13 protein-coding genes and 1 tRNA gene are annotated in these 13776 nt (G+C 64.6%); 7 read left to right on the top strand and 7 right to left on the bottom strand.

Going from position 1 to position 13776, the window contains the following annotated elements:
• From CF70_RS36710 to CF70_RS21570, 7 genes are all read right to left on the bottom strand, one after another.
• Nucleotides 1–295, bottom strand: a 295-nt coding sequence (locus CF70_RS36710) for a ParA family protein (protein WP_160172282.1), incomplete at its 3' end; no start/stop codon positions are given.
• The gene (locus CF70_RS39030; RefSeq protein ID WP_414629469.1) at nt 216–569 is read right to left on the bottom strand and encodes a ParA family protein; all 354 of its coding nucleotides are present in this window, start codon (nt 567–569) and stop codon (nt 216–218) included. The genes CF70_RS39030 and CF70_RS36710, both read right to left, overlap by 80 nt.
• Nucleotides 570–720: 151 nt before the next feature.
• A tRNA-Met gene (locus tag CF70_RS21590) sits at nt 721–797 on the bottom strand.
• A 182-nt stretch (nt 798–979) separates the two neighbouring features.
• Entirely contained in the window at nt 980–2680 is a 1701-nt protein-coding gene (locus CF70_RS21585) for an MFS transporter (protein WP_035869342.1), read from the bottom strand.
• Nucleotides 2681–2937: 257 nt separating this feature from the next.
• On the bottom strand, nt 2938–3255 hold the full coding sequence (locus CF70_RS21580) for a DUF4212 domain-containing protein (protein WP_035869339.1): 318 nt from the start codon (nt 3253–3255) through the stop codon (nt 2938–2940).
• Nucleotides 3252–4808: a sensor histidine kinase gene (locus tag CF70_RS21575; protein ID WP_035869336.1), complete on the bottom strand. Its 1557-nt coding sequence runs from the start codon at nt 4806–4808 to the stop codon at nt 3252–3254. The genes CF70_RS21580 and CF70_RS21575 overlap by 4 nt, the downstream gene beginning before the upstream one ends.
• 97 nt (nt 4809–4905) lie before the next feature.
• Nucleotides 4906–5592 carry a response regulator gene (locus CF70_RS21570; protein WP_035869333.1) on the bottom strand — a complete coding sequence of 229 codons (687 nt, stop codon included), beginning with the start codon at nt 5590–5592 and terminating at the stop codon, nt 4906–4908.
• Between the two features lie 310 nt (nt 5593–5902).
• On the opposite strand from CF70_RS21570, the gene recA reads away from it, so the two are divergent.
• From recA to CF70_RS21535, 7 genes are all read left to right on the top strand, one after another.
• Nucleotides 5903–6970, top strand: coding sequence for a recombinase RecA (gene recA / locus CF70_RS21565; protein ID WP_035869331.1), 1068 nt, complete (start codon nt 5903–5905; stop codon nt 6968–6970).
• Nucleotides 6971–7108: 138 nt separating this feature from the next.
• A complete protein-coding gene (gene recX, locus CF70_RS21560) occupies nt 7109–7576 on the top strand; it encodes a recombination regulator RecX (RefSeq protein ID WP_035869328.1) in 468 nt (155 codons plus the stop codon).
• Nucleotides 7577–7876: 300 nt separating this feature from the next.
• Nucleotides 7877–8551, top strand: a complete 675-nt coding sequence (locus tag CF70_RS21555; RefSeq protein WP_035869325.1) for a DUF2889 domain-containing protein — start codon at nt 7877–7879, stop codon at nt 8549–8551.
• Between the two features lie 68 nt (nt 8552–8619).
• Entirely contained in the window at nt 8620–9786 is a 1167-nt protein-coding gene (gene sucC / locus CF70_RS21550) for an ADP-forming succinate--CoA ligase subunit beta (RefSeq protein WP_035869322.1), read from the top strand.
• Between the two features lie 81 nt (nt 9787–9867).
• A complete protein-coding gene (gene sucD, locus CF70_RS21545; RefSeq protein WP_035869320.1) occupies nt 9868–10749 on the top strand; it encodes a succinate--CoA ligase subunit alpha in 882 nt (293 codons plus the stop codon).
• Between the two features lie 305 nt (nt 10750–11054).
• Nucleotides 11055–11750, top strand: a complete 696-nt coding sequence (locus tag CF70_RS21540) for a TerC family protein (RefSeq protein ID WP_035869317.1) — start codon at nt 11055–11057, stop codon at nt 11748–11750.
• Between the two features lie 124 nt (nt 11751–11874).
• Nucleotides 11875–13722: a PglL family O-oligosaccharyltransferase gene (locus CF70_RS21535; RefSeq protein WP_035869314.1), complete on the top strand. Its 1848-nt coding sequence runs from the start codon at nt 11875–11877 to the stop codon at nt 13720–13722.
• Nucleotides 13723–13776: the final 54 nt, after the last annotated feature.

The following is a 13776-nucleotide window of genomic DNA, read 5'->3' as shown; positions in this document are numbered from 1 at the left end:
GGGGGGGGGCGGGGGTATTTGGCAGGGTGGCGCGCCGACCCATGGGGATGAAGTCGTCGCGCAGGGCCTGGGCGACGTGCCTGGCATCAGCCGTGCGGCTTTGCTTGTAGAGGACGGCCCTGACCGGCCCCAGACGGAACCCGAACTCGGGGCCGACTTCCAGGCGCTCGAGCAATTCCATGGTGCCGGTGGTGAACTCGCGGGCAGCGAGCGTCTCAGGGACCACGGGCAGAATGATCTGGCCGGCGGCGCCCTGGGTGTCGATGATGACGTCGTCGTAGTTGCCGTCGGACATGATGGGGGGCAAGGGCACCGGAGAGACGGAACATGCCGTCGGCACGGGTGGCGAGCTTGTGCTGGAGAGTGCCTTCGGGATCCTCGCTGAGGATGATGTCCAGGCCGTCGATCTCGCTGTGCGAGATGCATTCCTGGGTGATAGCCCCGTGGTCGATGACGTAGGTGAGGCCTTTGGGGGCTTGGTGAGAGAGGGAGGGCTGGATATTGGCGTCGATGAGGAGGACGCGCGGGCCCATGTCGGCGAGCAGGCCGCCGAGGGAGGCGGCGAGCATGGACTTGCCGATCCCGCCCCTGGTGGACAGCATGCAGAACTTGATCATTGTTGGCGCTCCGAAAGTGAAAACTTCGGGAGGGCCAAAAGCAAAGCCCCTTCAGGTCTGAGACCTGAAGGGGCTGGCAAGTACTGATTTCCTGCATAAATACTGGTGGCGAATCAGGGATTCGAACCCCGGACCTGCGGATTATGATTCCGTCGCTCTAACCGACTGAGCTAATTCGCCAAAGAAGACCGCAATTATACATGTGGATTTGGACCTGTCAACACCCTCTCCTAAAAAACTTTGTGGGGGTGCAAGGCGCCTTCGCCGCGCCTGAAAAAAACCGGCGGACCTTGCGGCCCGCCGGATGGAGCGACTGATTACCGGATCAGTCGTGCATGAGCTTGTTGCCCTGGATGCCAGGATCAGTCGTTGGCGTAGATGTTCACATCCTTGGTTTCGCGGATGAACAGCGAGCCGATGACCAGGGTGACGCCAGCGATGATGATCGGGTACCAGAGCCCGTAGTAGATGTTGCCGTTCTGGGCCACCAGGGCAAACGAGATGGTGGGCAGCAGGCCGCCGAACCAGCCATTGCCTATGTGATACGGCAGCGACATCGAGGTGTAGCGGATCCGGGTCGGGAACATTTCCACCAGCATGGCCGCGATCGGGCCGTACACCATGGTCACGTAGATCACCAGGATGACGAGGATCACCAGCACCATGATGGTGTTCATCTGCGCGGGGTCCGCCTTGGTCGGGTAGCCGGCCGAGGCCATCGATTCGCCCACTTGCTTCTTGAACGCGGCGATCTGTTTCTTGCTGGCGTCGTCGAAGCTGTGGCCCGCCGGTACCAGCGCGGCGTTGAAGGAGGCAATCTCCTTGTCGCCGATCTTCACCGATGCCACCGTGCCGGCCGGGGCTTCCACGACTTCATAGCTGGCCGAGGCTTGTGCCAGGGTCCGCTTGACGATGTCGCAGGAGCTGCGGAAATCGATTTCGCGGGCGATCGGGCTGCCCTGGAAGGAGCATTGCTTCGGATCGGCGGTCACCACGATCTGGGCGCTTTGCTGCGCGCGTTCCAGCGCCGGGTTGGCGTAGTGGGTGAGGGCCTTGAACAGCGGGAAGTAGGTCAGCATCGCCAGCGCGCAGCCGGCCATGATGATCCACTTGCGGCCAACCTTGTCCGACAGCGAGCCGAAGAAGATGAAGAAGGGCGTGCCGATCACCAGGGCGCCCGCGATCAGCAGGTTGGCGGTGGTGGCGTCGACCTTCAGCACCTGGGTCAGGAAGAACAGCGAGTAGAACTGGCCCGTGTACCAGACCACGGCCTGGCCGGCGGTCAGGCCCACCAGCGCCAGGATCACGATCTTCAGGTTGCGCCACTGGCCGAACGACTCCGTCAGCGGTGCCTTGGAGGTCTTGCCCTCGGCCTTCATTTTCTGGAAGGCGGGCGATTCGCTCATCGACAGGCGGATATACACCGATACGCCGAGCAGCAGGATCGAAACGAGGAACGGAATGCGCCAGCCCCATACGTCGAAGTTCGGACCGGTCAGATTGCGGCACACCAGGATCACGATCAGCGACAGGAACAGGCCGAGCGTGGCGGTGGTCTGGATCCAGGCCGTGTACGCGCCGCGCTTGCCGTGCGGCGCGTGCTCGGCCACATAGGTGGCAGCACCGCCGTACTCGCCGCCGAGCGCGAGGCCCTGCAGCATGCGCAGCCCGATCAGGATGATCGGGGCGGCCCAGCCAATGGTGTTGAAGCCCGGCAGCAGGCCCACGATGAAGGTCGAGACCCCCATGATCAGGATGGTCACCAGGAAGGTGTACTTGCGCCCGATCATGTCACCCAGGCGGCCGAATACCAGCGCGCCGAACGGGCGCACGATAAAGCCGGCGGCAAAGGCGAGCAGTGCGAAGATGAAGGCCGCGGTCGGATCCAGCCCGGCGAAGAACTGCTTGGCGATGATGGCCGCCAGCGAACCGTAAAGGTAAAAGTCGTACCACTCGAACACCGTGCCGAGCGAGGAGGCAAAAATCACCTTCCTCTCTTCGGCGGTCATTGACGAGCTCTGGGCGCTGCCTGCGGGCACCGCCACGTTCTGTGCATTAGCCATTGTCTCCTCCGTTTGTGATCGGAATCTTTCGGGGCCGCATGCGCGCTCCAGCTCCAGCACGCACGATTACCTCCGAAGTTGCAATGGATTGTGGGTGGTGAAACTTACTGCGTTCTGACAATTTCCGCGTCGTACGCAGCAAAGTGCTCGGGGTATACGCTAGGCAAAAAACGGGCTTGGCATCGCTGCGCCGCGACGCGCGCGGCCGCGGAAAATCGCACTGGAACCCGTGTTAAGGGACGCGTCTGTATTTCTTGCTATGCAGCATCGTCATGCTGCCGGGCGGGCGCGCCACCATTGTCGGCATCTTCGTCATTGTCGCGATTCATGCGCCAGGCATAGAGCGCCGCCATCAGGACATAGACGACCAGCGCCCCCTGTGCGCCGACCCAGAAGGAGAAGGGCCAGCCGAAGAAATCGAAGCGCAGCTCGCGGGCGAACCAGGCCACGCCGAAGGTGACCACGAACCAGATCGACAGCAGCACGGCGATCCAGCGCAGGTTGCGATGCCAGGCGCGCCGTTCGGACTGGTCGGCCTGGTCGCGCCCGCCGCGTATGTGATCGGGATCGTTCATGCTGGCTCCAGGGTGGAGGGCCGGCGCAGCGTAATGCGGAAGCAGGCCCCGGCCAGGCGCGGCTCCGTCTGGTAGACGTGGTCGAGAATGCTGACGTCGCCGCCATGCTGCTGCACGATCTCTCGCACGATGGCCAGGCCCAGGCCACTGCCCTGGGTCTTGGTGCCGAGTACGCGGTAGAACCGCTCCATCACGCGCTCGCGTTCGGACACCGGGATGCCGGGCCCGGTGTCTTCCACTTCGAGATACGCGAAAGGCTCGAACGCATCGGCGCTGACCCGCACGGTAGCGTGGCCATCCGGGGGCGTGTAGCGGATGGCGTTGTCGATCAGGTTGTTGAGCATCTCCGTCAGCATCAGGCGGTTGCCTTGCACCATCACGGGGTGGTCGTCGGCATCCACGCCCAGATCGATGCGGCGCGCCCAGGCCTGCGGCAACCAGTCCTTGACCACTTCGCGCGCCAGGGCGGCCAGGTCAAGCGGCGCCATGTTGCCCGCGCCGGCCAGGTTTTCCATGCGCGCCAGCGACAGCAGCTGCGTCACCATGTGGGCGGCGCGCTCCGAGCTGCCGGCGATCTGCGCCAGCGATTTGCGCAGTTCCTCCGGCGACTGTTCGCGCTGCGCCAGTTCGGCCTGCATGCGCAGCCCGGCCAGCGGCGTTTTCATCTGGTGGGCGGCATCGGCGATAAAGCGCTTTTGCGTCTGCACGGAAACGTCGAGCCGCGCCAGCAGGTCGTTGAACGAGGCCACCAGCGGCGTGATTTCCTGCGGTGCGGCGTGTTCGTCGATGGGGCTGGTGTCACCGGGATTGCGTGCGCGGATGCGCTGCTGGATCGCGGTCAGCGGGGCCAGCCCGCGCGTCAGGCCGAACCACACCAGCACCACCGCCAGCGGCAGGATCACGAACTGCGGCAGGATCACGCCCTTGATGATCTCGTTGGCCAGGCGCGCGCGCTTGTCGAGGGTTTCGCCAACCTGCACCAACACCGGCTGCGCGTCGCCGCCCTGCTTGAGATCGACATAGGTGTAGGCCACGCGCACGTCGTTGCCCGCGATGCGGTCGTCGCGCAGCGAGACCAGCCCGGCATGGCCGCGGTCGTCTTCGCCGGGCAGCGGCATGTCGTTGTCGCCGGCGACGAATTCGCCATGCGTGCCCACCACCTGGTAGTAGATATTGTCGGTTTCATCGGCGCGCAGGATCTCGCGCGCGGACAGCGGCAGTTGCAGCGTGACGCGCCCGTTGACCTCGCGCACCTGCTGCGAGAGCACGATGGCGCTGGCCTCCAGCGAGCGATCGAAAGGGCCGTTGGCGATCGACTTCGCCACCAGGTAGGTCACGGCAATGCTCATCGGCCACAGCAGGAGCAGCGGCGCCAGCATCCAGTCCAGGATCTCGCCGAACAGCGAGCGCGGCGACGGGTGGCCGGCGCTGTCTTCAAGGTGGGGCAGGGCCTCGGCCAGCGTTTCGTCGCTGACGATCTCGTCAGGCGCGGAGAGAGGAGGGGCGGTGCGCGCGGGCCGCTGGCGCCGCCGGGGCAGTCGCAGCAGGCTCATTGGGAAAAGGTGTGGCAGGGCCTGGCGGCGGGGCCGGCAGGCAATGAAGCAAGGATGGCGCGGGTTCTGTTGCTGATTCCGATTCTAATGGCGACTCCTAGTCGTGCGCCACGGCGGCCTGGAATTTCTCCAGGCAGTAGCCCAGCCCGCGTACCGTGGCAATGCGGATGCCACCCACCTCGATCTTCTTGCGCAGCCGGTGCACATAGACTTCGATGGCGTTGTTGCTGACCTCCTCGCCCCATTCGCACAGGTGGTCGACCAGTTGCTCCTTCGACACCAGCCGCCCGGTGCGGGTGAGCAGGATCTCCAGCAATCCCACTTCGCGCGCCGAGAGATCCAGCATCTGATCGTTCAGGTAGGCGATGCGGCCGACCTGGTCGAAGGCAAGCGGGCCGTGGTGGGTCAGGGTGGCGCCGCCGCCCGTGCCGCGCCGCACCAGCGCGCGCACCCGCGCCTCCAGTTCCGACAGGGCGAAGGGCTTGGCCATGTAGTCGTCGGCGCCCAGGTCCAGGCCCTTGACACGCTCGTCGACGCCGTCGGCCGCGGTCAGGATCAGCACCGGCAGCATGGCGCCGCGCGTGCGCAGCCGCTTGAGCACTTCCAGCCCCGGCATGCGCGGCAGGCCGAGATCGAGGATCAGCAGGTCGAAGGTCTGGGTCGACAGCGCGGAATCGGCTTCGACCCCGCTGGCCACATGGTCGACGGCATAGCCCGAGTGACGTAGCGAGCGCGTCAGGCCATCTGCCAGCACATCGTCATCTTCGGCGATCAGAATACGCATGGTTGTCTCCACCCTGGCCCGGCTGTGTCGCCCCTTTCCATCAAATGACGCGGGCGGGACTTGCCAAGCATACTGTTTTTTTATACAGTACCCGCTTATGCCGGTCGCATTCGATTTGTCTTCGATGCAAACCGGGCTTTACCGAATTTGTACTGGTTTTTTACCGAACGTTCGCCCCAATGTTTGCCCCTGCTGCCAGGTTCATCGTCATCAGGAGTTCGCGGCGCGGCGCGGGCTGGGCGGTTGCCCGCAAAAAGCGGGTGGCGCGCCACATGCGGCCTATTTATACACCATTGACGGAAGGACGACCATGGATGACGGCAAGAAGGCGAGTGCTGGCGTAAGCGCCGAAAAGCAGAAGGCGCTGGCGGCCGCGCTGGCCCAGATCGAGAAGCAGTTCGGCAAGGGCTCGATCATGAAAATGGGCGATGCCGAAGTCGAGCAGGATATCCAGGTCGTGTCCACCGGCTCGCTGGGCCTGGACATCGCGCTGGGCGTTGGCGGCCTGCCGCGCGGCCGTGTGGTGGAAATCTACGGTCCGGAATCCTCGGGCAAGACCACCCTGACGCTGCAGGTCGTGGCCGAGATGCAGAAGCTGGGCGGCACCTGCGCCTTTATCGACGCCGAGCATGCGCTCGACGTCAACTACGCCAGCAAGCTGGGCGTGTCGGTTGGCGATCTGCTGATCTCCCAGCCGGATACCGGCGAGCAGGCCCTGGAAATCACCGATGCGCTGGTGCGCTCGGGCTCGGTCGACCTGATCGTGATCGATTCGGTGGCGGCCCTGGTGCCCAAGGCCGAAATCGAAGGCGAGATGGGCGATTCGCTGCCTGGCCTGCAGGCCCGCCTGATGAGCCAGGCGCTGCGCAAGCTGACCGGCACCATCAAGCGTACCAACTGCCTGGTGATCTTCATCAACCAGATCCGCATGAAGATCGGCGTGATGTTCGGTTCGCCCGAAACCACCACCGGCGGCAATGCGCTGAAGTTCTACGCCTCGGTGCGCCTGGATATCCGCCGCATCGGCTCGATCAAGAAGGGCGACGAGGTGATCGGCAACGAAACCAAGGTCAAGGTGGTCAAGAACAAGGTCTCGCCGCCGTTCCGCGAAGCCTTCTTCGACATCCTCTATGGCCAGGGCATCTCGCGCCAGGGCGAAATCATCGACCTGGGCGTGGACGCCAAGATCGTCGAGAAGTCCGGCGCCTGGTACAGCTACAAGGGCGAGAAGATCGGCCAGGGCAAGGACAACGCGCGTGAATACCTGCGCGAAAATCCCGATATCGCCGACGAGATCGAAAACAAGGTGCGCGAATCGCTGGGCGTGGTGCTGATGAACGGCACGCCGGCCGCCGCTGTGGCCACCGCCGAAGACTGAGCTTCGCCGGCCGGGGCGCTCCCGGCCGCGAACCCCGCCCGGGGCGGCACGCGCAGCGACGCGCGCCGCCCCGGTTTGCGTTTTTGAAGCGCATTTTCACAGCTCGATGTCGAGCTCACACTGCCGAGCTCCATCCTCATGGCCACCCGTCCCCCTCTTTCCCTGAAGGCACGCGCCGTAGGCTACCTGTCGCGGCGCGAGCACAGCCGGGCGGAGCTGGCACGCAAGCTGGCCCCGCACGCCGAATCGCCCGAAGCCCTTGAGCAATTGCTGGATGCGCTGGAGCGCGAGAACTGGCTGTCCAACGAGCGCTTCGTCGATAGCCTGGTGCACCGGCGCGCCAGCCGCTATGGCGCCGCCCGCGTCATGCAGGAAGCCCGCACCCACCAGCTCGGCGGCGAGCAGCTCGCCGACCTGCAGGAGCGCCTGCGCGGCTCCGAACTGGAGCGCGGCCGTGCTGTCTGGCAGAAGCGTTTCGGCACGCCACCCGCCACGCCCGAGGAAAAGGCCAGGCAGATCCGCTTTCTGGTGGCGCGCGGTTTTTCCCGCTCGGTGGTGAGCCAGGTGATCAAGGGGGCGGATGAATGGCTGGACGGCAGCGACTGATGCCGCCGGAGGACCTGCCGTATCGCGGCCAGAAGTGATGCCGCGGCGGCGTCGTGCACTGGCGCGGTGCGCATACCTGCTTTGCCAGTAGGCGTATTTCGCGCTGGCCCCATGTGATCCGGGCACCGGTTCCGTCCTGCGCATCCGCGCATTTTCCCGCTCCACAGCGCTTGCCCGCCACTCGACAATTCCCGGCAACAGCCCCGGGCGCAGTTTGTTCCCGGCCAAAGTTGTCCGGCATGTTAAAATCCTGCGGTTTTCCGGCCCAGCCGTCCTTTTCTCCCGCTCCTGCCTGGTGTTATGCCGCTTTCCCCGCCCGTCAATCGCGCCCTGCGCCACCGCCGTGCCATCACGGCCGAGGCCTATCTTAGGGACGATGGTCTATGGGATATCGAAGCGCGCCTGACCGACACCAAGCCCCGCGAGATCCCGCTTGCCGGTGGTGGCGTGCGCCCGTTGGGCGAGCCGCTGCATGATTTGTGGCTGCGCATCACCATTGACCTGCGCATGAACGTCGTGGACGCCGATGCCTGTTCCGACTGGGTACCGTATCCCGGCCAGTGCGACACCATCGGCCCGGCCTATCGCAAGCTGATCGGCCTGAACCTGATGAAGGGTTTCCGCAAGGCGGTGAAAGAGCGCCTGTCCGGCGTGTCGGGCTGCACGCACCTGACCGAACTGGCCGGCGTACTGCCGACCACCGCGATCCAGGCCTTTGCCGGCGACGTGTTCAATATCCGTGACGCCGGCACCGAAGACACCAATCCCGAACCGCCTTACCAGTTGCACGGCTGCCATGCCCTGCATTTCGAAGGTGAGGTGGTGCGCCAGTTTTACCCGCGCTGGTATGGTCACCAGCCAAAGCCGAGGATCAAGACCGAAGGGTCGCAGATCCCGGCGGCGCAACCTTCGGAGGCGCTCGCCGCCACCGATGGCGGCGCCACGTCCCGCAGGCCTACCGGCACCTCCGGCTAAGCCAGGCCGGCCTGCTATCCGCCGAGATTCCATCTCCACTTTTTACGCCTACCCGAAAGGAAACACGCATGAATATCCATGAGTACCAAGGCAAGGAAATCCTGCGCAAATACAATGTGCCGGTTCCGCGCGGCATCCCCGCGTTCTCGGTCGATGAGGCCCTGAAGGCTGCTGAACAACTGGGCGGCCCGGTATGGGTCGTCAAAGCGCAGATCCACGCGGGCGGCCGCGGCAAGGGTGGCGGCGTGAAGGTGGCCAAGAGCATCGACGAGGTCAAGACCTACGCCAGCAACATCCTGGGCATGACCCTGGTCACGCACCAGACCGGCCCGGAAGGCAAGAAGGTCAACCGCCTGCTGATCGAAGAAGGCGCGGACATCAAGAAGGAACTGTACGTCAGCCTGGTCGTCGACCGCGTGTCGCAAAAGGTGGCCCTGATGGCCTCCAGCGAAGGCGGCATGGACATCGAAGAAGTCGCTGCCCACAGCCCGGAAAAGATCCACACGCTGATCATCGACCCGTCCGCCGGCCTGCTGGACGCTGACGCCGACGATATCGCCCGCAAGATCGGCGTGCCCGACGCAAGCGTTCCCCAAGCCCGCCAGGCCCTGCAAGGCCTGTACAAGGCGTTCTGGGACACCGACGCATCGCTGGCCGAAATCAACCCGCTGATCCTGACCGGCGACGGCAAGGTGATCGCACTGGACGCCAAGTTCAACTTCGACTCCAACGCCCTGTTCCGTCACCCGGAAATCGTCGCGTACCGTGACCTGGACGAAGAAGACGCGAACGAAATCGAAGCTTCGAAGTTCGACCTGGCCTACATCTCGCTGGATGGCAACATCGGCTGCCTGGTGAACGGCGCCGGCCTGGCCATGGCCACCATGGACACCATCAAGCTGTTCGGCGGCGAGCCGGCCAACTTCCTCGACGTGGGCGGCGGTGCCACCACCGAGAAGGTGACCGAAGCCTTCAAGCTGATGCTCAAGAACCCGAACCTGAAGGCCATCCTGGTCAACATCTTCGGCGGCATCATGCGTTGCGACGTGATCGCCGAAGGCGTGATCGCTGCATCCAAGGCCGTGTCGCTGTCCGTGCCGCTGGTCGTGCGCATGAAGGGTACCAACGAAGAGATCGGCAAGAAGATGCTGGCCGACTCGGGTCTGCCCATCATCGCGGCCGACACCATGGAAGAAGCCGCCCAGAAGGTCGTGGCTGCTGCCGCGGGCAAGTAAGCCAGACGCGAACACGAACGCCAGCAGCGCGCCGGGGCCAGGCCTTCGCGCGCTGCTTTGAGCCAAGCAAAGGATTACAGCATGTCGATTCTGATCAATAAAGACACCAAGGTCATCACCCAGGGCATCACCGGCAAGACCGGCCAGTTCCACACCCGTGGCTGCCGCGACTACGCCAACGGCAAGAACTGCTTCGTTGCCGGCGTGAACCCGAAGAAAGCCGGCGAAGACTTCGAAGGCATTCCCATCTACGCCAGTGTCAAGGATGCCAAGGCATCGACCGGCGCCACCGTTTCCGTGATCTACGTGCCGCCCGCCGGCGCCGCTGCCGCGATCTGGGAAGCCGTTGACGCTGACCTGGACCTGGTGGTCTGCATCACCGAAGGCATCCCCGTGCGCGACATGATGGAGCTCAAGGACAAGATGGTGAAGGGCAACAAGAAGACCTTGCTGCTCGGACCCAACTGCCCGGGCCTGATCACGCCTGACGAAATCAAGATCGGCATCATGCCGGGCCACATTCACCGCAAGGGCCGCATCGGCGTGGTGTCGCGCTCGGGCACGCTGACCTATGAAGCCGTTGGTCAGCTGACCGCGCTGGGCATGGGCCAGTCGTCGGCAGTGGGCATTGGTGGCGATCCCATCAACGGCCTGAAGCACATCGACATCATGAAGATGTTCAACGACGATCCCGAAACGGACGCCGTGGTCATGATCGGCGAAATCGGTGGTCCGGACGAAGCCAATGCGGCTTACTGGATCAAGGAAAACATGAAGAAGCCGGTGGTTGGCTTTATCGCTGGCGTGACCGCGCCTCCGGGCAAGCGCATGGGCCACGCCGGCGCGCTGATCTCGGGCGGTGCCGACACGGCGCAAGCCAAGCTGGAAATCATGGAAGCCTGCGGTATCAAGGTCACCAAGAATCCGTCGGAAATGGCTCGCCTGCTCAAGTCGATCCTGTAATACCGAACAGCAGCTTTTCCGCCCGCGGGCGGGAGAGATTGCCGGAGCCGGTGCGGTTGCGTGACTGCAACCGCATATCGGACCTCGATGCCCCCGCCTCCGTGCGGGGGCATCTCATTCTGGAGCGCCAGTCACCTAGGGTATCTCCGGAGGCGCGCGACATGCCGATTGAAACCGAATCGAAAGCTTGATACGGTAAATCTTCATGTCTGAAGACTCAGACATCCGAAATTCCGTAAGCACCGGTGATAATCGGTACATATGTGGCGTTCGAATCATAATTTAGAAACTCGAGGAGCTTTACCGTGGAACTGCTGTCCTCCACCGCGTTCTGGATCGCGTTGGGATCCATCATCCTGACCAACATCGTGCTCTCCGGCGACAACGCCGTGGTGATTGCACTGGCCTCCCGCAACCTCCCGCCCGCCCAGCAGAAGAAGGCCATCTTCTGGGGCAGCGCCGCCGCCATCATCATGCGGGTGGTGCTGACGGTGGCCGCGGTCAAGCTGCTGAGCCTGCCTTACCTGAAGATCGTCGGCGCCTTGCTGCTGGTCTACATCGGCGTGCAGCTGCTGACCGGCGAAGACGACGAGGACGGCCACGACGCCAAGGACAATATCTGGTCCGCGATCCGCACCATCCTGATCGCCGACCTGGTGATGTCGCTCGACAACGTGGTTGCCGTGGCCGCCGCGGCGCAGAAGGGGCCGGAAGGCAGCCAGCTGATGCTGCTGATCGTCGGCCTGGGCCTGTCGATTCCCCTGATCGTGTTCGGCAGCACCATCCTGCTCAAGGTCATGGACCGCTTCCCCATCATCATCGTGCTGGGCGCGGCGCTGCTGGGCTACCTGGCAGGCGAGATGCTGGTGAGCGATCCGGTGGACGCTGCGTGGTTCGAGATGCATGTGCCGCATGCACACCTGGTGTTCGGCGCAATCGGCGCGGCGCTGGTGGTGGTGGTGGGCAAGCTGCTGCAGAAACGGTCGGTACAACCGACCTGACGGGCGAAATTCCGTCGGCAGACGGTCTGTCCAGATAGAAAAAGCGCCTTCGGGCGCTTTTTCTTTGCCTGTTCCCCGAGCTATCATCCGCCTTTTGCCAACGTGGCATAACAAGGCGCTCCGCATGCTGCCCTCCCGGTCAGCCATACCCCTCAGCTTCCTCGCCGTCGCACTGATTGCGCCGCTACTGGTCTCCCGTCACACGCTCCCGCTTGCCACTTTCTACGGCGAATGGGCCTCGGCATTGTTGTTCGCGCTGGCCGTCATGGCGCTTGCCGCCGCGGCAAACCGGCAGGCCTCGGGGCTCGCTTATCGAGACGTTCCAGCTCAGTTCCCCTGGATCGTCGTCTTTCCCCTTTGGCTGATCGCCACCGGCGTTGCGCAAGGGCTGACCGGCATGAGCGACCTGTCGGGCAGCCGGCTGATCACCGAACTCGTGCTCGCGCTTGCCGCCGCGGTGATATGGGCGGCCTGGCGGCAAGGCCGGACAGCGTCCCCGCTGGAGCGGCAGGCGATGACCGATGTGCTCGCGATTGCCTGGCTGGTGGCCGGATTGCTCGGCACGCTGGCGCAGTGGGTCCAGGTCTTCGGCCTGGAGCCCGACACGTTCGGGATGGTTTCCACCTACTTCTACGACGACAACCGCCGCCTGTGGGGCAACCTCAACCAGCCCAATCACCAGGCCACGGTTGATGGACTGGCGCTTGCGGCGGCCGTGTGGCTGGCCGCGCGCGGCTGGCTGCGCCCACCAGCCTGGCTGGCGGCAGTGCTGTTGCTGGAGAGCGGTATCGTGTTGTCCGGATCGCGCACCGGTGTCCTCCATGTCGGGCTGGCCTCGGCCTACGCATTGCTCGCCGCATGGATGGCGCGCGGGGCGGGGCGGGGCGGGCCGGGTGCGATGCAACGACCGGGCCACGCCGGCCACAACCCCATGAGCCGGCCAGCCGGGCTTGCCTTCGCCGCGGTGGCGATGGTCGTGGTGCTGGTGATCCTGCAGCCGATGATAAAGAGTGCCGGGCAGGTCTTTGACTGGCGCCTGTTCGATACGCTGGCGCAGTTGCAGCGGGCCGACCAGGTTTCGGCGCGCGGGGCGCTGTGGTCCCATGCCTGGGCAATGTTCCGCGCGCATCCCTGGCTGGGGGTGAGCTGGGGCGAGTTCGGCTGGGCGCAGTTCCAGCAGTTGGCGCAAGTCGGCGTGACGGTGGAAATGTCCCTGCATGCGCACAACGCGCTGCTGGACCTGCTGGCGAAGACGGGCCTGGTCGGCACCGCCGGTGTCGTGCTTTCATTGCTGGCCTGGCTATGGCGTGTAGCGCACCGGCGGCTGTGGCTTGGCAACGGGCCGGAACGGGCGCAGACGGTGGTGGCGCTCACGTGGCTGGCGATGCTATGCGCGCATTCGATGCTGGAGTACCCGCTGCACTACCTGTATTTCGTGCTGCCGTTCTGCTTCATGCTGGGCTGGCTGGAGCCCTCGGGGTTCGGCCGCGTGCGCACGCCGCGCTGGCTTGCCGTGCTGGCCGTCGGGGCATTCATCGGCGCTACGACCGCCATTCTTGCCACCATGTGGCAGGACTACCGGCGTGCCGAGGCACGCGAATATGCGCGCGACGAACACCGGAAAGCGCTGCCGATGCCGCATTTCTGGTTTCGCCAGGCCGCCGCGGCGGATGCGACCGAGGATGCCAGGATCACGCCGGAGAATGCAGCGCAACTGCTGGCGCCCCATATCGCCGCCGTCCACCTGCTGCCCACGCCTACGCTGATTGCCCGCACCGCCTGGCTGCTGGCCTTGAGCGGCGATCCCGTCCAGGGCCGCGCATGGCTGGAGCGCCTGCATTTCTACTTTGCTGGCGACGAGGCAAGCCAGTTCGCCGAACTGGCCCGCTTCTGCGCCGAAGTCGACGCGGCGGCGCGGCCGCGCGATTTCTGCGACTGGGTGAAGGCGCGCAACAAGGGCAAGCCGGAGTAAGCGCTCCACGGCAGGCGGATCGCGGCGCGCGGAGTCCGCCCCGTACGCGGCTGC

This window comes from Cupriavidus sp. SK-3 (genome assembly GCF_000611145.1).
Taxonomy (GTDB): Bacteria; Pseudomonadota; Gammaproteobacteria; order Burkholderiales; family Burkholderiaceae; genus Cupriavidus.
The sequence above is the reverse complement of the archived record's forward strand: the minus strand, read 5'-3'. Positions and strand labels throughout refer to the sequence as shown.